Annotated in this window: 12 protein-coding genes; 9 read left to right on the plus strand and 3 right to left on the minus strand. The window is 44.3% G+C overall.

The window, feature by feature from the left end:
• Positions 1-44: 44 nt before the first annotated feature.
• From PLE34_RS03065 to PLE34_RS03075, 3 genes are read right to left on the minus strand one after another with little or no spacing between them, the layout of a single operon-like run.
• Positions 45-1,310, minus strand: coding sequence for a sarcosine oxidase subunit beta family protein (locus PLE34_RS03065; protein ID WP_324554104.1), 1,266 nt, complete (start codon positions 1,308-1,310; stop codon positions 45-47).
• Positions 1,307-3,730 carry a GcvT family protein gene (locus tag PLE34_RS03070; RefSeq protein ID WP_324554105.1) on the minus strand — a complete coding sequence of 808 codons (2,424 nt, stop codon included), beginning with the start codon at positions 3,728-3,730 and terminating at the stop codon, positions 1,307-1,309. Before PLE34_RS03070 ends, PLE34_RS03065 begins: the two co-directional genes overlap by 4 nt.
• The gene (locus PLE34_RS03075; RefSeq protein ID WP_324554107.1) at positions 3,730-4,944 is read right to left on the minus strand and encodes an aromatic ring-hydroxylating oxygenase subunit alpha; all 1,215 of its coding nucleotides are present in this window, start codon (positions 4,942-4,944) and stop codon (positions 3,730-3,732) included. Before PLE34_RS03075 ends, PLE34_RS03070 begins: the two co-directional genes overlap by 1 nt.
• Before the next feature lie 186 nt (positions 4,945-5,130).
• On the opposite strand from PLE34_RS03075, the gene PLE34_RS03080 reads away from it, so the two are divergent.
• The 9 genes from PLE34_RS03080 to PLE34_RS03120 form a co-directional block, all read left to right on the plus strand.
• Entirely contained in the window at positions 5,131-6,630 is a 1,500-nt protein-coding gene (locus PLE34_RS03080) for an amino acid permease (protein WP_324554110.1), read from the plus strand.
• Positions 6,631-6,637: 7 nt separating this feature from the next.
• Positions 6,638-8,101 carry a betaine-aldehyde dehydrogenase gene (gene betB / locus PLE34_RS03085; protein WP_324554112.1) on the plus strand — a complete coding sequence of 488 codons (1,464 nt, stop codon included), beginning with the start codon at positions 6,638-6,640 and terminating at the stop codon, positions 8,099-8,101.
• 1 nt (position 8,102) lies between these two features.
• Positions 8,103-9,761 (plus strand): choline dehydrogenase, encoded by a 1,659-nt coding sequence (gene betA / locus PLE34_RS03090; protein ID WP_324554114.1) that lies wholly within the window; start codon positions 8,103-8,105, stop codon positions 9,759-9,761.
• A gap of 1,491 nt (positions 9,762-11,252) precedes the next feature.
• The gene (locus tag PLE34_RS03095; RefSeq protein ID WP_324554116.1) at positions 11,253-11,846 is read left to right on the plus strand and encodes a toxin-antitoxin system YwqK family antitoxin; all 594 of its coding nucleotides are present in this window, start codon (positions 11,253-11,255) and stop codon (positions 11,844-11,846) included.
• Between the two features lie 4 nt (positions 11,847-11,850).
• Entirely contained in the window at positions 11,851-13,113 is a 1,263-nt protein-coding gene (locus PLE34_RS03100) for a hypothetical protein (RefSeq protein ID WP_324554118.1), read from the plus strand.
• The gene (locus PLE34_RS03105) at positions 13,101-13,457 is read left to right on the plus strand and encodes a hypothetical protein (protein WP_324554120.1); all 357 of its coding nucleotides are present in this window, start codon (positions 13,101-13,103) and stop codon (positions 13,455-13,457) included. The genes PLE34_RS03100 and PLE34_RS03105 overlap by 13 nt, the downstream gene beginning before the upstream one ends.
• Before the next feature lie 16 nt (positions 13,458-13,473).
• On the plus strand, positions 13,474-13,956 hold the full coding sequence (locus PLE34_RS03110) for a PulJ/GspJ family protein (RefSeq protein ID WP_324554122.1): 483 nt from the start codon (positions 13,474-13,476) through the stop codon (positions 13,954-13,956).
• Between the two features lie 31 nt (positions 13,957-13,987).
• Positions 13,988-15,109 carry a type II secretion system F family protein gene (locus PLE34_RS03115; RefSeq protein ID WP_324554124.1) on the plus strand — a complete coding sequence of 374 codons (1,122 nt, stop codon included), beginning with the start codon at positions 13,988-13,990 and terminating at the stop codon, positions 15,107-15,109.
• Positions 15,110-15,519: 410 nt separating this feature from the next.
• On the plus strand, positions 15,520-20,230 hold a 4,711-nt coding region (locus PLE34_RS03120; RefSeq protein WP_502875858.1), incomplete at its 3' end, for a hypothetical protein.

A 20,230-nucleotide genomic window follows, 5' to 3' on the forward strand; every position in this document is an offset into this window, starting at 1 on the left:
CTTCATTACTACATTTAAACACCCCTAAAAGCATAAAGTATTTTTTAGTGGGCAACACCTGCTGCTCCATGTTCATCAATAAGATGCCCCGTTACAAAGCGGTCGAGTGCGAAGGGGCGGTTCAGTTCATGCGGGGTTCCGTTTGCCATGGTATGCGCCATCACCCAACCTGAACCGGGCGTGGCCTTGAAACCACCTGTTCCCCAGCCGCAGTTAATAAACAGGTTTTCAACCGGGGTTAGACCAATGATAGGTGAAGCGTCCGGAGAAACATCAACGATACCTCCCCATGTTCTGAGCACCTGCGCACGGGAGAATATCGGGAATAGTTCCAGCGCAGCTGCTAATTGGTGTTCTATTACATGAAAGCCACCGCGCTGTGCATAGGAGTTAAAGGCATCAGTGCCTGCTCCCATCACCAGTTCACCTTTGTGTGCCTGGCTCACATACACATGTACCGCGCCGCTCATCACCACCGTATTGAGCACCTGCTCCAGCAACGGGCTCACCAGCGCCTGCAATGGCCGGCTCTGTATGGGAATGGAGAACCCGGCAAGATTGGCCAGTATTGACGAATGCCCTGCGCCTACGAGACCCACCTTGCCGGCAGCAATATTGCCCTGCGTGGTCTGTACACCCTGCACTTTATTATTTTGAATGTCAAAACCTGTTACTTCGGCGCCCTGAATAATATCCACGCCAAGGTCGCTCGCTGCCTTTGCATAACCCCAGGCCACCCAGTCATGTTTGGCAATGCCACCACGGGGCTGGTAGGTGGCGCCATGCACGGGATAGCGTACATCCGGGCTGATATTGATGATGGGAACCAGCTTCTTCACCTCTTCAGGAGTAAGCCATTCACTATCTATACCGTTGAGGGCATTAGCATAGAAATTCCGGCGCTTCGATCGCACATCACTAATGGAATGTGCAAGCGTGAGCACACCACGCTGGCTGAAGAACATTTCATAGCCGAGATCTTCCTCCAGCGTCTCCCATAATTTTAAGGAGTGCTCATATATCCCTGCCGATTCATCCCAGAGATAGTTGGAACGGATGATGGTGGTATTGCGGGCCGTATTACCTCCCGCAAGCCAACCCTTCTCCAGTACCGCAATATTGGTGAGTCCATGGTTTTTTGCCAGGTAATAGGCAGTGGAAAGTCCATGACCACCACCGCCCACGATGACCGCATCGTATGCTTTCTTTGGCCTGACCGATTTCCACAACTGTGGAGGCTGCTCGGGGAGCGTGGCCGCCCGTCGCCGGCCGATGGTGCCGGGAGCTAATGTATCGTTCGTACTTGTCATGATTTTAATCGTGTCATTTGAGCATCGTACTGCGGATCCTGTCCTACAGTGGCCGGGTAATCGTTGTCGAAATATCGTATAGAAAGGGCTGTACCCAACGTGCTCAATGCTGCAGGCACCCAGGCATACGCCAGTGGTTTGCCAATGGTATGACCGAAATAGGCGCTGGTAACATAACCTGCCACTTTCCCCTCGTGCAGCACGGGCTCTTTGCCCAGCACTACATGTTGAGGGTTATCGAGCACCAGGCATACCAGGCGTTTGCTTAATGTATTTTGATCCACTTTGCTCAAAGCCTCAGCGCCTGTAAAACCGCCACCCTTGCGCACTGCAAAACCAAGTCCTGCTTCGTAAGGATTGTGCTCACTCGTCATATCGGTACCGTAGCTGCGGTATCCCTTTTCCAGGCGCATGGAGTTGAATGCGCCACGACCGGCTGCTATAAGCCCGTATTGTTTTCCTGCCTGCCAGAGCGTGTCCCAGACTTTTAGTGCCAGGTCGGCAGTGGTATAGATCTCATATCCCAGCTCCCCAACGTAAGAAAGCCTGGCCAGCATTACCGGTACATGACCAAAATACGTATGTTTCAGCCGGAAATAACCGAGCGCCTCGTTGCTTAGGTCATCCCTGGTTAAAGATTGGGCGAGTTCCCGCGACTTAGGTCCGAAGAGCCCTAACGCCACGGTGCCTGCGGTAATATCACGCACAAACACAGTGTCGGGTGCCAGTTGTTTCAGGTAATTGATATCTATATTACTGTTTACCCCAATGAAAAAGTCCTGCTCGCCACGGCGCATGATGGTGATGTCGCTCATTATGCCGCCGCTTTCGTTCAACAAGAGGCAATAGGTAATAGAGCCGGTTTTTTTGCGCAGGTTACCGGTTGTCAGTCGCTCCAGGAATTCCAGGGCGCCCTTGCCTATGACCTCGATCCTTTTCAGGGTTGTGATATCAAACAGTCCCACGCCTTCCCTTACGGCACGAGCCTCGGCGCCGATGACCGGCGACCAGAAGGATGCGCTCCACGCATCGCGGGGCGGAGAGGGGTAGCGGTCAACCAGGCTGGCGTTGGTCTCGTACCATTGCGGTCGTTCATAGCCGGCAGCTTCGAGAAAGAAGCCACCGAGCTGCTGCTGGCGCTGGTAAAATCCGGTGGTGCGAATAGGACGTGGTGACGCCATAGGTTGCAGTGGATGTAACAGATCATACACTTCAATATAGTTCTGCGCACCGCGTTCTTCAATATGTTGTGGTCCCAACTGGTGGGGCTCAAATCTGTTGACATCGCATTCATGTACAGCAAGCGTAGGATGCCCGTTGACGATCCATTCTGCCATGGCACGAGCCACACCACATCCATGGGTGATCCATACTGCTTCGGCAACCCAGAATCCTTTCAACCCCGACCATTCACCCATCAGCGGGAAGTTATCTACAGTGAAGGAAAATAAACCGTTCATGGACTCGGCAATCTCCGCATCTTTCAGCGCCGGAATAACTTCAGTTGCACCTTCCATGGCACCTTTCCACTCTTCCGGAGTAAAAGGCATCTGGCTCGGCATTATTTCGGCGCGGTCGTTGGGAAGAATGTCCTCAGCCCTTACCGGAAGCGGGCGGTGTCCGTACCAGCCAACCGCGAGACTGTGGCCTCTTTGTTTGAAATACAGATCAGCCCCCTGATGACGGAGCACGGGCAGTTCCGCTTCAGTTTTGTATGCGGCCAGTTCGGTCATGGGTGCGGTGTAGCAGAGTTGGTGCGCCAATGGTTGTATCGCTTTCTGCATGCCCACCATCGCTCCAATCTTCGGTCCCCATATGCCGGCGCAGGAAACAACGATATCTGCCGGGAATGATCCCTGCGTAGTTTGAACCCCTGTAACGTGACCATCGCTCTGATCTATAGCAGTTACTTCACAGTTTTGAATGAATTTTGCTCCGCGGCTGATCGCCCGCTCACCCATTAATTGGTCTGCGAGTTTTGCGCGGGCAATGCCATCGTCAGGCACATACAAAGCACCCAATAATTTGTCTTGAGCCAGCATCGGGTGCATCCGCAATGCCTCCTCTGGAGAAATCACTTTTGCGTTAATGCCAACAGATATGGCCAGCCCCGCCCTTCGGTGTAGGTCCGCCAGTCGCTCAGGCGTTGTGGCAAGCTCCAGGCTGCCTACCTTAAGAAAACAGGGTTCGCCGTTATGGCGAAGACTATATAATTTTTCAACGGTCTGTTGGGCGAACTGCGCCATGGTACGCGACCCATTGGTCTGGAATACAACGCCGGGGGCGTGCGACGTGGAGCCACCGGGCGCCCACAAGGGACCTTTTTCAATAACGACTACATCGGTATATCCGCGTTCGGTCAGTTCGTCGGCAAGTGAGCAGCCAACGATACCGGCTCCTATTATTACAATTTTTGGCATCAGTGCCCGGGGTTTATGGTGAGTTGATGGGTATACCAGGAAAGAAACTGCTTAACAAGGTACTCCTCATCAGCGATTGGCCCCGGCAGGTAGCCGCCGGAACAAATGCCGCGGTAAGTTCCTTCTGCCAGGCTTTGATCCTGTAGATTGGTTTGGGTCCACACTTTTGTGAGGTCATCAAGATTATAGTCAACACCTTCCACCGCATCGGCTGCTACAAGCCATTTGGTTCGCACAAGCGTCTGGTTCACCGAAAGCGGGAAGACCGCGAAGGTGACGATATGATCGCTCAAAAAGTGGTTCCAGGAATTTGGGTGGGTCCACAAAGAAAGACCGCTTCCCTCCGGCTGTTTGAAATTACCAAGCAGCTTTTTGCAGGCATGTTCAGGCTTGAGTGTGTGGGATATACATTGGTTGGCCAGTGGTAGTCGTACCGTGCGAAACCACAGTCCATCAGGGAACTCTATCAATTCATAAGGAAGCCCGAGATATTCCCATTCCTTTTCCTTGTCCTGCAGCGTCTCCTGGAAGCGCTGTTCCGAGGGCTGAACATTATCCTTATCAAGCCCCTTGCCAAAACCTGAGCTGTAAAGCGGCACCAACAATTCTGGGTGATTGGTGTCGCAATGCAGGCATTCCCTGTTATTTTCTATAACCAGTTTCCAGTTGCAGGCCTCAACGATATCTTTCTGGCAGGCTATTTTAGTTGTAGCCACCTGGTATGGTGTGAGATAAGGTGTAAGCAGGTTCTTCACGGTTTCAATATCATCGGGCGCTGGTGAGTTGAGGCAAACATAAATAAGCCCGCCGATCACGGCCACATTTATAGGGTTGAGCCCAAAATTTTCTTTGGAAAAATCGGCATCCATACCACGTGCTCGCAATAGCTTTCCACTAAGATCGTAGGTCCAGTTGTGATAGGGACAGGAGATGCCTTTGCGGTTGCCTCTTTCTCCCTGCAACAGTTCATGACCCCGGTGCCGGCATACATTGTAAAATCCCCGTACTTCCCCGTTTTGGCCACGCTGCAGAAAAAACGACCGTGTTCCGATTTTTAAAGTAATATAATCCCCTGGTTTCGGAAGGTCCGCTTCACATGCCACATAAATCCAGCGACTGTAGAAAATCCGTTCAAGCTCCTTCTCGAAAATCTCGGTGCTCGTATAAAAGCGCGCAGGCAGCGTGAAATTTGTGTCAATTCCGGGAAGGGACATGATGATTTTTTTTGTAATTTGGAGTCAGATACAAAAACTAAACTATATCATAAATATAAGTTGTTATTTAATATTCCCTTAGGGTAAAGACCATAAAAATCAGGGTGGACCTGTAAAAATCTAAAACAGGCGCACCCTTTTTTATAGCTATATTCATTTAGTAAGACCAAAACCTGTAACTCAAATATGAAGGATTCTCCGGTTACTGATAACAGCGATCTGGCCAGTTTTGGTTATCGTCAGGAATTAAAGCGTTCGATGGGCAGTTTCTCGAGTTTTGCTGCAGGCTTTTCTTACATTTCTATTCTCACGGGTCTTTTTCAGATGTTTCATTTGGGTTATGGGGTTGCCGGTCCCGCATTTTTCTGGACCTGGCCATTTGTATTGGCGGGTCAATTGCTGGTGGCGCTCTGTTTTGCAGAACTCGCTTCAAGGTTTCCGTTGTCTGGCGGGGTTTATCAATGGGCCAAGTTTACCGGGAACTCTTTCTTTGGATGGATGACAGGCTGGATTTACCTGGCTTGTCTTATTGTTACGCTTGCTGCTGTGGCCATGGCACTCCAGGTGAGTCTGCCCCAAATTTCAAGTTCCTTCCAGATCATTGGAACCTTAAATGACCCAAAATCGGTTGCGGTGAATGCCATTTTACTGGGTTCTATTCTAATTGTTATAAGTACCATTATCAATGCCCGGGGTATTAAGCTACTGGCGGTGGTCAATAATATTGGTGTCTTTGCCGAACTGGTTGGCATTATCCTATTGATCGTGCTGCTTTTTTTGAGTAGAGTAAGGTCTCCTGTAGAAGCAGTCGTCAACATTCAGGCCGGCGGATCCGGGTTCAATTCTTTTCCTGACCTAACGGTTTTAATGGCCGCTACAGCGTTAACAGCCTCTTATGTGCTGTATGGATTCGATACTGCCGGAACCTTGGCTGAAGAAACGCATGATCCCCGTAAAAAGGCGCCACGTGCTATCCTCCAGGCGCTTCTTGCTGCTGGATTTTCCGGATTACTGGTCTTACTTTTTGCCCTGATGGCAGTGCCGGATTTGGGCATGCCGGATTTGGGAAATATAAGCGGAGGATTACCGATGCTGGTGAAATCAGTCCTCGGTGAAACGGCAGGCAAACTTTTTCTTTGTATCGTTATTTTTGCCATCCTTGTGTGTACCTTTGCTGTGCATTCCGGGGCAGTAAGATTAATGTTCGCCATGGGGCGTGACGGGCGCCTGCCTTTCAGTAAGTCCTTATCTGAAGTTTCCCGCAAAACCCAGGTTCCTGTTTTAGCTACCCTGCTTTGTGGATTGGCAGCAATCATTATCCTGGTGGTGAATATTCAATTTCCAAAAGTATTTGAGCTCGTAACTTCTATCGGTATGCTTTGGGCTAACCTGGCCTACTGGATCGTGGTGGCAGTTCAACTGAAAAACAGGTTTACATCAGCCCGGAAAGGAGTAGATATCGACGCCAAATTCAGTTTGGGCAAATGGGGATTCCCGGTGAATATTCTGGCCCTGATCTGGAGTAGTTTTATGATCATCAATGTATCATGGCCCCGCACTGCAACCTATGGTTTAGGATGGTATAACCAGTATGCAGCGTGGCTTTATACAGCGGTGTTGATTTGCCTGGGTGTGTTCGTTCATTATTATAAATTACATAAAAATAAAAGAGAAAGCATCTCTTAAAAGAAATATGGAGTACACTCAATTTATAGATGGCATTTTAACTACAGGTTCAAACAGGGAAACCTGGATAAACCTTAACCCGGCCAATAATGAGCCATTGGGAGAAGTATACCAGGCCACCAATGAGGATATTGAAGCAGCTGTACAATCATCAGAAAAGGCCTTCCGGGTTTGGCGTACCAAAACCGGAGCAGAACGGGGCAGGGTTTTATTAAAGGCAGCTGATATCTTAAGATCCAGGGTGGAGCAAATTGCTTTGGTAGAAACGCAGGATGTGGGAAAACCCATTTCAGAATCCCTGGCTGTGGATATTACTTCGGCTGCAGATGCCCTGGAATATTTTGGAGGAATGGCCGCGGGCATACACGGGGAGTATTTTGATTTGAAAAACGCCTTTGGTTATACGCGTCCCGAACCTTTAGGCGTTTGCGCGGGCATTGGCGCATGGAACTATCCGATCCAGATCGCTGCATGGAAAGCAGCCCCGGCGCTAGCCTGTGGAAACGCAATGATTTTTAAGCCATCCGAGCTCACCCCGGCAACGGCACTTGAATTGGCGAAGGCAATAATGGAAGCCGGAGCCCCGGATGGTTTGTTTAATGTAGTGCAGGGCGACGGCCGGGTTGGAAGTAAGTTGGTGGAGCATCCGGGCATAGCAAAAATCTCATTGACAGGCTCAGTGTCTACCGGTAAAAAAATCTTTGCAGGTGCTGCATCCCAACTCAAAAGGGTTACGCTGGAACTGGGTGGAAAATCTCCCCTCATCATTTTCGAAGATGCGGATATTCATAATGCCGTATCAGCAGCCCTGCTGGCAAATTTTTATACACAGGGGGAAGTTTGTTCAAATGGTACAAGGGTATTTGTGCATCGCAAAATTTTTGATATCTTTTTAAGGCAGCTAAAGGAAAGAACGGAAAAGATCAGGGTAGGAGACCCGGCAGATCCGGAAACCCAGCTGGGCGCATTGATCAGTAAGGCACACATGGAAAAAGTAATGCGGTTTATTGAGGCAGGAAAAGCTGCAGGAGCAACCTTACTCACCGGTGGGTTCAGGCCTGAAAAAGATTTTAAAGGACGGGATATTACTTCAGGCAACTTTTTGGCTCCTGCCATTTTTACGGATTGCGATGATGCCATGGAAATTTGCAAAGAAGAGATCTTTGGTCCGGTGCTCTCCATACTATGTTTTGACTCGGAAGAAGAAGTGATTGAAAGGGCTAATAATACCGCCTACGGACTGGCGGCAGGGGTATTTACCAATGACATCAAACGCGGTCACCGCGTCATCCATCAATTACAGGCAGGTACCTGCTGGATCAATAATTATAACATAACCCCCATTGAAATTCCGTTTGGCGGGTATAAACAATCCGGTTTGGGCCGCGAGAATAGCCTTGCTGCTCTTCAACAGTATACCCAGCTGAAAACGGTGTACGTAGAATTAGGAAACGTTGAATCCCCTTTTTAAGATGAAAAAAATTTTTGACACAATCATTATTGGAGGCGGGTCTGCCGGCTGCGTGCTGGCAAACCGGCTCAGTGAAAATCCGGAACACAGGGTTTTGGTGCTTGAAGCAGGAAGAAGAGATGCATGGTGGGATATTTTCATTCATATGCCGGCTGCACTTACCTATCCGATTGGCAGTAAATATTATGACTGGCAATACCAGTCGGAGCCTGAACCCTTCATGAATAACCGGCAGGTATACCATGCCCGCGGAAAAGTGTTAGGTGGCTCCAGTTCCATTAACGGAATGATTTTCATTCGTGGTAATCCGTTGGACTATGAAAAGTGGGCAAAGGATCCGGGAATGGAAACATGGGATTATGCCCATTGCCTTCCGTATTTTAAAAAGTCTGAAAACAGAACCGCCGGAACAAATGCTTTGCGTGGTGGTGCCGGGCCGCTGCATCTCGAAACCGGGCCTGCCACTAACCCTTTGTTCAGCGCCTTTTTTGATGCGGCTAAACAGGCAGGCTATCCGCTCACAGACGATGTGAATGGATTTCAACAGGAAGGTTTTGGAATGTTTGACCGTAACATCAAAAATGGCAGGCGCTGGTCTGCCTCAGATGCATATCTGCATCCTGTTTTGGGAAAACGAAAAAATCTTGAAGTGATCTGTGGTGCGCTCGTCACCAAAATCCTTTTCTCCGGGAAGCGTGCAGTGGGAGTAGAATTTGAAAAAGGAAATAGTTTGCACAAGGTTACCGCAGGCGAAGTGATCTGTTGTGGAGGCTCCATTAATTCTCCGCAGGTGCTCCAGCTGTCAGGAATAGGAGATCCTGAAACGTTGAAATCGGCAGGGGTTGAGGTGCTACACGACCTTCCTGGTGTAGGGCAGAATTTGCAGGATCATCTTGAAGTGTATATCCAATATGCCTGCAAACAACCCGTAAGCGTTTGGCCGGCGTTGAAATGGTATAATAAACCCCGGGTTGGTTTGCAGTGGATGCTGTTTCGCAAAGGGCCTGCGTCAACCAATCACTTTGAGGGAGGAGGATTTATCCGAAGCAACGAAACGGTTGCATATCCTAACCTTCAGTTTCATTTTTTGCCTGTGGCTATACGATATGATGGTAGTTCTCCATCAGGGGGTCATGGATACCAGGTGCATGTTGGCCCAATGAATTCTGATGCCCGTGGATCTGTGCTGATCAGGTCATCGGATCCAAAGGAAAAACCAGCCATCCGGTTTAATTATCTTTCTACAGATCAGGACCGGAAGGAATGGGTGGAGGCCATCCGCTGTGCCCGGAAGATCCTGAATCAGCCGGCCATGGCTGCATTCAATGGCGGGGAACTTTCACCCGGGCCTGCCGTTGATAGCGATGTGCAAATACTGGATTGGGTGAAACGTGATGCGGAAACGGCCTTGCATCCGTCCTGCACCTGCCGCATGGGCACGGATAACATGTCTGTGGTAGATCCGTTAACGTTCCGGGTGCATGGACTTGACGGCTTACGGATAGTAGATGGAAGTGTAATGCCGTATATAACTAACGGAAACCTGTATGCGCCAATTATGATGATCGCAGAAAAGGCTGCCGATATCATTGCAGGAAATCAACCGCTTACACCTGAAAAAGTTGATTTTTACAGGAAGCCGGGCAGAGAGTCCCTGTAGGTTTGTTCTTTTTCCTGTCCTAATTCCCTAATCCGATCTTCTGAGATATCAAGTGGTAAAGGATTTCAGCGATTTGGCGAGACCTTGAAAAGTGAGGAGAAAAGGTCTCGATTTAGACCGTTTTCTTTGAGGATTTTTGAATAATTTGGGGAGTACCCAAAATAAAAAACCCTTGCCACCATTGAGTTTGCAAGGATTTAATACTTTTTGAACAGTGTTCCAGCGGAGAGTGAGGGATTCGAACCCTTCTCCCGTAATTAGCTGAATATTAACAATATACAAGTCTGAAAAAGGGAAGCTGCCACGAATTTGCCATAGATAAGCAGGCGTATAAGAGTGTCAGTTTTTACACAACCGGTATATATTTTTACTGCAAGTTCCTCTGAATCAAAGAACACTTTAATTTCTGATGTTAAAATTAAAAAAATGATCTTAGATTTTACATCTTAGCCGATATAATTACGATTTGTAATTATATTCAATTGGGGTTGGAAGCAATCTAAAATATTGTTTTTATTTTATTGTTCAAAGTTTGAGAAAACCCCTCAGTTTGGGTATTTTCTTCTCGCAATTCCAGCGGGATCACTTAAATTGAATTAGGTCGCTGAAAATCAGTGACCTTTTCATTTTAGTCGAATTTTTAGTCGAATGATCTACTTTTACCCTTTCTTCCTGACTTCACTTTACTCCTGATAACATATCCTTACAAATATACTTTGTTTTTGCCTTCTCAAATTGCATATAACTGCCATCAGGGGAACCGCGTTGATTAAGTGTTGTACACACCATCTTTTTTTCACTTCCGGAACAACCACTATAAGAAGCCTCCACCAGTATAATCGTAGTTTCACAGCAAAAAAAAGATTTAGCCAAATTTGTCGGTTGATACAAACTATTATTAGACCTGCAGAGGAAGGACAAGGTTTTTCAAAAAAATACAACTCCGTGTGCAACAGCATATCAAAATTTGAAGTGGAGATTTTTTTGAAAACAGGAAGCAAGCTGAAGCCAGGAGCAAAGCCATCGTGGCGCAGACCTTTTCCTGACCGGGGCAGGTCAATATCTTTGCTGCAGGTACGACGGAGCTTTTACAGCAATAGATGGAGTAAATTTCATGAAAAGAAATGAGGTAGTACTTGTTTACATAAAAATTTAATCCTTAAAGTATCCTGTAATTGATTTCAGGCGTTCACCGGAATAAAAAAACTCCTATAAAATTTGAACGACAGGATTGAATTACCCTATCACTTTACCGGGCGCAATGGTTCTGCCTCTGTTTAATAATCTAAAGGAGCAATTATAAAGGCAGAAGGATTGCTGCGGGGGTGGAAAACCTGTTTATACAAAGGCTATTATGATATTTTTGCACATGTGATGACAAAGATTGACACTTAAACCATGTGTTTTGGCTTTTGTCCTATATAGCTATATAAAGATAAAGTTGCCAATATGCTTTAAAAATTCTCTACTTTTAAAATTAAAATTCCGAAAATGCATCAATGTAAAATATATGGACTTGTCATATTGATCGCCGGAACCTTATCAGGTTACGCTCAAAAAGGAATGGCGGTAGAGGCTACTAACAGGGTCTATATGCAAAAAGCCGATACAATTTATGAGTTCTATGCAATTAAGCCCCCCAAAAAATTAAGAGGAAAACCTTTAGAAATTGAAAAGGAATATTACTGGTTTAAATCAGATAATATTTTAATTAGCAAAGGAGGATTTGACGGAAGGATTTTGCATGGCAGCTATACAGTATTTTATCCTAACCAAAATTTGAATGAAAAAGGAAATTTTTATCATGGAATGAAAGATGGTGTTTGGCAAACCTGGTACCCCAATGGAACTATAAAAAGTACACAGACGTGGAGTAAGGGCCAAAAAGAAGGGAATTATACTTTTTTTGATATGCAAGGGAAAAAAGTAAAACAATATACTTATAAGCGCGATCTGTTATCAGGATATCAATTAGAATATCAAAATGATACGCTCGCCAGTAAAATATTGTATAAAGAAGGAAAAATAATACCTGAAAGTCCTGCTATACCCAAGAATAAATCTCAGGATTCAACCAACAATTAATGTAATGAAAAGAATAGAGGGAAGCACATTGGTACTAACGGTAATTATTGCTTTGGTATTATCCATCATCTGTATGTCGCTTGTCCTTCTTGCTTATTTCAACAGAAATTTACAATCTGAAACGCTGATTTATGAAAAGCTATCAACCAATGCTCAATCAGCTATCAATATTGTTTTGGCAGATACGACTGTAAAGGCCAATCAAAGTGATACGCTTGATCTATATGACGGTGGCAAGGATTCTGTTTTGATCACCAGGGAGATTTGGGGATTATTCCGCGTAGCTACCGTTAATGCATTTCAAAGTCAGTTTACTTACGAACGAAGTTTTATGTATGGATCGGCTTTGCCCGATTACATGAATGCTTGTTTATATATAGCAGATCATAAGAGAAGCATTTCTGTTGTTGGCAACACAAAGTTAATAGGTGATGCTTATCTTTCTGGCTTAGGAATAAAACCATCTTATATTGCCCAGCGCGGCTATGATCGTGATCATTTAATTGAAGGTAAGATAAAAAAAAGTGATGACCGGTTGCCCTCGCTTAATGCAATTTATATTCAGCATATATTGAAACAACTAAACTGGGTTGAGGAACCTTCTTATGGTGAAGATGGTATTACTGCTCTTCCTTCCGATCCGTTGAAGCAATCTTTTTCCGACTCCACTGTTTTAATGATTTTTTCCGGCGAAATTATCCTGCAAGATCAAAGTATTAAAGGCAAGGTGATGATTTTTTCAGACAGCATCATTGAAGTAGGGGAAACGGCAATTTTAGAAAATGTCATCCTGGTAGCTCCTGTTATAAAATTCCGGAAAACATTCAATGGCAGTGTTCAGGCGTTTGCACGCGATAGCATTGTGGTGGAAGATGAATGCAGTTTTAGATATCCAAGTGCACTGGTTCTTGCTAAAACGAAAAGCAACACGCTTCAGCCACTAATTAAGATTAGGAATCATTGCTATTTCGATGGAATATTATTAACGACTACTGATGATGCTGAGGATATATATAAAACGTATATTGAAGTTGGGAAAGGAAGCTCGGTACACGGCATACTATACAGTATGGGATACGTTCAAATGAAAGGCAACCTAAAAGGGGTGCTTTTAACTGACTTTCTCATTTATAAGGCTGATAATGTAACATTTGACAATCATTTGGTAGATGTGACAATTGACAGGCACGCAATGTCCGGGTATTTTTTGGGGTCTTCTATATTTGACAAAGCTCTGGATCAAAACATTGTACAATGGCTGGAATAAAATTTTTTAGACTTACTGCTGCCACAATTTTGGAAACATTGGTGGCGATGGTTATTCTTCTGACACTGTTCGGGATTGCTACAACAGTTTTTATTCAGGTTACAGGAAGTACTTATGCTGTTAACAAAATGGCTACCAGGTATACACTTAACCGTTATATTGTTCAAACTGCCGAATTAAAGACTTATTTTAATGAGGAATTTGAGGAAGCGGGAATACGTATCAACAAGCAAGTGGAAGTATATGATAAAGGAGATAACATGGTTAAAATTATTTTTACTGTGTATGATAATGTTCAACATAAAAAAATAGACGAGCAGGTGCGCCTTTTTAGTATAAAATAGACTATTTAACCATTTGATGATAAAAGCATTTACAATAATGGAGCTTGTGGTAGCATTGCTTTTAAGCGCTATCCTCACCGGCATTGTTTTTTATTCCTATCTTTTATTAAATAATCAATTCCGGAAGTACAGCGTTAAGTCTGATACTGTAAACGAGTATCTCATATTTCAAAAGGCTTTAAACAGAGACATAGAACGATGTGATTATTTTAAAGATACCTTGTCGCAAACGTCAATATTGTTTAAAATGCCTGCTGAAGATGCCCTGATAAGCTATTTATGGAGCAAGCAGGCTGTTATTAGGGAAGCGGGTAATTCGATTGATACTTTTCATTTTAAGCTGGTCGGTTACGACCCTCATTTCATTAAGGACGACTTACCCTTCTTGAATAAGATCATTCTCACACTTGATATAGATGATATAGGGGTGCGCCCTGTTTTTACGAAACATTATTCAGCCAAGCAGTTAATGGCATTAGAACCTATCAGTAATGAGTAACATTGTTGACATAAGAAAAATAAGAACTCATGTGAAAACGCCGCGAGGCACTTCGGCTGAAAAGAATGGTGAGGAAAAAAGCATATGGGAATTTCTAAATAAAGACATAAACCTTGGAATAAGTATAATAAACGACAGGGTGAAAGAAAACTTTTACCTGGAGCTTAGTACGCTATTGGAGGCCGGAGTTGATATACGTACTATTCTTGAAATGTTAAGAGATGAACAAAAAAACAAAAAAAGGAAAACCGTTTTTGATAAACTATTGGAGCAAATTGTAAGTGGAGCTTCCTTATCTGCTGCTTTACGCAGTTCCGGGAAATTCTCTAAGTATGAATATTTTAGTGTGCTTATCGGGGAAGAGTCTGGCAAACTGGTTCAGGTATTAAAGGATATGGCGTTTTATTATCAAAAAAAAATCAAACAACGTAGGCAGGTTATCGGCGCCCTAACTTATCCTTTTGTTGTGCTTACGGTAGCATTTCTTGCTATCTCTTTTATGGTTGGCTACGTTGTTCCCATGTTCTCCGATGTTTTTAAGAGGTTTGGAAGTGATTTGCCACCAATTACGAAGGCTGTAATTGAAGGCTCATCCATTTTTAAAAGATTCCTTAAATATTTTATACTTTTTTTATTTTTAGCAATTTTTGTTGGTCATCGCCAAAGAAACAAGAATTGGTTTAGAGATATATCTTCCAGAATTATTCTTAGCATTCCGGTAATCGGATCCATTGTTCATAAAATATATCTTTCCCGGTTTGCTAATACAATGGCGCTTTTAAACAGCTCAAAAGTCCCCTTGCTGCAGGCCTTGCAAATGACCAGACAAATGATAGGTTTTTATCCCATTGAAGCTTCCCTGTATATAATTGAAGAAAGGGTAATGAATGGGATCCCTTTTCATAAGAGCCTTCAAGAGCACCCGGTATATCCTTTAAAGATGATTACGCTGGTTAAGGTAGGCGAACAGGTAAATCAGCTTGAGCTTTTTTTTAACCGGATATCGGAACAATATAGTAATGAGGTGGAGTATCAAACCGGAATGCTGAGTAAATTGCTGGAACCATTAATTATTGTTGTTCTCGGGTTTGTAGTAGGTCTTATTCTTATCGCCATGTACCTGCCTATGTTTAAACTGGGACAGCCCTTATAAATGGAAACACTTCACAGCAATAAGGGTTTATTATTATTCGTTTTAATTGTTTTACTTACTACTGAATCAAATAATTTTTCTTGAAGAAAAATTCATAAATAAACTTTGAAAAATCAAATTAACCATCTACTTTTAATTTAACAAGCAAGTAATTTTTATTACTTAAAGAAAAATAGCTAACCCTGACCTTGTGCTAATGATTCCGCCATTTTTCTTTCTCTTTTTTTCATTTTTTTTCATTGATTGATCCGTAAAAGATTTGCAATAAGCAAACACAAACTTGGTAAGGCCAATGGCAAAGTTGGTTCGTGCATTGCAGTAGGTGAGCCGTTGTATTGTTCAGACAGTACCCTTGTTATTTTACAGGATAAGATTTCAAATACTATCTCTACATATTTTAAACCCTGGATATGCTCTTGAGAAAAGCACGCTACCGCCGCAGGATTGCCGCTACGCTAATGGCTGTAATGCTTAGCAATACTATTTTACCCGTTATTTCCTTTGCGCTTACTTCAGGACCAACAGCGCCTGAGGCTACCAGTTTTGAACCGGTAGATACAACCGACATGGTAAATCTTCAAACAGGCGATTTCACTTATAATATTCCATTGCTGGAAGTTCCTGGACCGGAGGGCGGTTACCCCTTGTCGTTATCTTACCATGCAGGCATACAGCCTAATGAAGATGCCAGTTGGGTGGGGCTGGGCTGGACTTTAAATCCGGGAGCCATTAACAGGAATGTGAATGGTTATCCAGACGATTGGTATAATCCGCAAAATAACAGCCATGTGTACATGGAAGAAGGCGTAACAAAAACCTATAGCGTGGGAGTAAATATCGGTATTGCTAATGCCGCAACTGTTGGAGTGAATTTGTCATTCTCTGATGATAGCTATAAAGGATTCAGTACGGGAGGACTAGGCTTGAGTGCTAGTCTTGGGAAGAGTTGGAAAATTGGAAATGTCGGTGTTAATGCTAGCATCGGTATTGGTATGAGTTCTTCCAGTGGGACTTATGTTTCGGGTGGAGTAAATGCAAGAATAGGATCAGACATTAATGCAAATTTTGGCATCGGGTTCAGTACCAATTTTAAGTCCCTTAACGCAGGCGCTTCGGGAGGCATAGGATATGGTTCAGGGAATAGTTCGTTGTTGGGGGCTTCTATCCGCACTGGTGGCGGTCAGGCTTCCTTTAGTGCCGCTTGGATCACATCATCTGTTAGCGGATCTGAGGATGCAGGTGTGCAAACAGATGTTTCTTCTTTTTCCATTGACATACCGGTATCTTATTTTAATGTCTCTTTAGGCTATAATAAAAGGCGCTCCTGGATCGATAAATCCACAAACGTGTACACACATGGAAGCATATATGGGTCGGGCTGGGGGGAGATATCAGAAACAATAGGGGGAAATTCCATGACCAATATGGTGCCATACGATATGGCCTTCGATAGCTACGCATTGCTGGAAGATCCCGCTGAAAAAAATATTGTTGACTACCCCGATCCCAACCAGGTCCAGGGCGGCGCCTACCCTGATTTTGATAACTACCGCGTGGTGGCACAGGGTCTGGGAGGCAGTATGCGGCCATACCTGTTCCAGGGGGAAGTGCTGGGGCAGAACAGGAAAAAAGCAGACGGCTCCAGGTCTGTTAATTATTACTCCCCCGGGGTGACCAATGCGCAACCTCAATTTCGGTTTGAAGGCGATTTCTCCAATTCTTACAGGCAGAATTTTAATGCCTATTCCAACCCGGCCCTGAATTTAAGATCAGTTGTTCCTCCTTTTGCCACCCCTACTTATGGTGACGGTGATGGTACTTATGGCTATTCAGGCGGGAAGCTTGCCGGCACCAGACATATAGATATTGGACCTGCCATTAAGCCAAGTAATTCCAAAGGGTATAACAAGTCAGACCGTTATTCATCCTACATGATAGAAGGTTTTTCCATCACCAACGAATCGGGAGTGACCTATCATTACGGGCTGCCTGCCTATAGCTGGGGTGAAGAGAATTACCAAGAAAAGATAAAGAATGGTGGATTCAATCAGGTTTTTTTTAACCGGGGCACCAAATCCAATCCTTATGCTTATACATGGTATCTTACCACGATCACCGGTCCCGACTTCGTTGACCGCAACGGTAATGGTATAGCCGATGGTAACGACTGGGGATACTGGGTGAACTTTGAATACGGCAAGTGGACCAATAATTATGTATGGCGTAACCCTTCCGAAGGATATCACCGGGATGAGGACAATGAGTTCCAAAATTGCTCCATTGGGAAAAAGGAAATATATTATTTAAATGCCATCCGTACCCGGTCTCATATTGCGCTGTTTGAAAAAGATATCAGGCTGGACGGCAAGGGTGCTTCACCCCAGGTGTTCAATAAGGCTACCAAGCAGGATTATCAATATGCGGGACTATTCAATATCAACTCCAGCCAGAGCCTGCGGTTAGACAGGATCTATTTATTAAATGCTTCAGACAGTCTTTTTGTGCTGCCTTCTTCGGGCAACAGCAATGCATATAAGCCTCTTGCTACAAGAACAGTTTCTTGTTCCGATTGTGAGTTGGCGGCAAATGTCCTGGAAAGGACGGATGTAGATGCAGTGAATCGGTTTACGCTGGAAGAAAAGGCAATCAGGATCATTGATTTCAGCTACGACTATTCGTTATGCCCCCGCAATACAAACAGTTTTGATATCAATACACCAACTGTAAAAAGCGGTAAGCTCACTCTCAAAAATATTTTATGCAGGGGAAAAGAGGGATCAAGCGTTATTCCCCCGACAAGGTTCGAATATGAGCTAGACCCTGCTGATCAGAGAAGTATTTCAGGGAGGGCATTGACAGGTCTTACTGGGACTGGGAGTGCAGAAGTTGGAGATCTCTTGGTTTCCGCAGATGTTAATCAGGATTATGTAGGAGTAATTGTAAAAAAAACTTTAGTAGACGCTGGATTTGGAACGTATAATTATACACTTTCAGGGGGTGTTACTACAGTTGACGTGAATAAGACCTACCGTACTACCAAAAACCCACCATACCATAAGGATAGCTATGATGCGTGGGGAATGTATAAGAGTGATTATCAAACTGCATTAATTAATAATAATGAGGCTCTTGGCAGGCAAACATCACTAACATCAGCAAAATCAGTAGACTCTTGGTCACTACGAAATATTTCTTCTGCTTCAGGTGGAATCATGAAAATCAATTATGAATCAGACACTTATTGCAAAAGCGTTTTGTTTGAAAATTATGCGATTGAAATTGTGAAGTTCGATGATATTAGCAATTGGTTATATGGCCCCATTCCTCCAGGCGCAATAAATGGAAATTTAAAACTAAATTTTTTTACAACAAATGGACTAAATCTTAATGATGTTTTCAAAGTAGGAGATCCAATTAATTTTATTTTCTATAAAATGACAACAAGACCGTCCATGCCAACTGCCCCTTATGAATCTTGTCAAAAATTTTTCTCCCGTTACTACCCTACTTATACTTCTGTTGACACTAAGAATTTTACTACTCCTCCAATAATTAATCAAATTGGAGCAGACTATATTGTGGTGAATAATGACGAGTTTAAAAACTATTATAAGTATGCTAAGCAAGCAGTGACCAATGAACCTTCTTGTGTATTAACTGAGGTGCCTGCGAAAGGAAATCTATCTATTTCTAATAGACCCATTCTTTTCGGAGGAGGTATCCGCGTTAAATCATTAAAACATACTCAAAATGAAAGTGATATAATGGTCAGTTACAGTTATAATCATCCAGGAAATGCCTCTATATCTTCTGGTATTACTTCTTATGAACCAAGTGTCATGCAAAATCCAATGTTTCCTGTTTTTGGGAACGAACTTGATATTCCGGATGAAGCTAGAAAAGAATATAAAAGGCTATTATACAAAGATAATAATGAATTGTTTGTTCTCGGAAGAGAGATTCCTCCTCCGGGTGTAATATATGAATACGTAACAGTAACGACCAGTATAAAGAACAGCGGTGAGACTGTTGCCAGGCAAGTGGCAGGCAGCACCGCCTACCAGTTTGAGGTGTTCCGCGAAAACATGATCTACCGCAATATGACCGAGACCCCTTATACCCACAATGTAATTACACACGGTACCATAGATTCCAGGAATATCTCCATAAAAAAATTCCTGCACGGCATTGGTAGTACCAGGCGCATCATACAATACGATAAAGACGGTAAAAAGCTCAGTGAGACGGTCAATCACTTTCTGCACGACGGGCTGGAAAATGATTCTCCGTCACAATTTTTTAATCATTATAAAAGTCGGCTATCCTCTTATAGCTATATAGGCCATACGTACGATTTAAGGTACCAGGGACTAATCCAGGAGCGTTTTTCGGAAGTAAAAACGGTGGATGAAAAGGGATGGACATCCGACTCTCAAGTAAAAGCTACCCTTTCTGCACGCGAAGACTATCCCTACGTGCCGCTGGGTCAAACGGTGATCAACTATGTAAACGGCATTCAAACCACCTCTCAGACCCTGGGGTTTGATTTTTACAGCGGGGCGCCTGTTAAGTCGGTGCAAACCGATGGTTATGGTAACCGCTTTATGACGGAGACCACACCGGCCTACAGAAAATATTCCTCCATGGGCCTAAAAGTGGGAACAGCTTCAAATAAGAACATGCTGACCCAAACGGCGGCAACAACAGTTTACAAAGTGAATGCATCCAACACTAGGCTGGGGATCGTATCTGCAGGTGTTGAGGTATGGAGCAATACCGTTCCTTCGCTGGATATGGCAGGAGCACAGGTTGTTCAAAGCGGGGGAACCAATGGCAACGTATGGCGCCTGAAAAGCAGCTACAACTGGATGCCAGTCAACACTACCACAGACGGGTTAACGACCACTGGAAACTTTTCAGAGTTCAACTTTGCCACACCCGGATCTTCGCATGCCAACTGGAAGAAAACGTCGGAGAATACCCTGAACGATGTGTATTCAAAAGCCCTGGAGGCCACTGATATCAACGACAATTACGCTGCAACAAGACTCAATCATCTAAGCCGTAAAGTAGAGTTGAGCGGTAGTCCTGCCAAATTTTACGAGATCGCTTTCAGTGGCG

Origin of the sequence: Agriterribacter sp., from assembly GCF_035445465.1 — a bacterium.
Lineage (GTDB): Bacteria > Bacteroidota > Bacteroidia > Chitinophagales > Chitinophagaceae > Agriterribacter.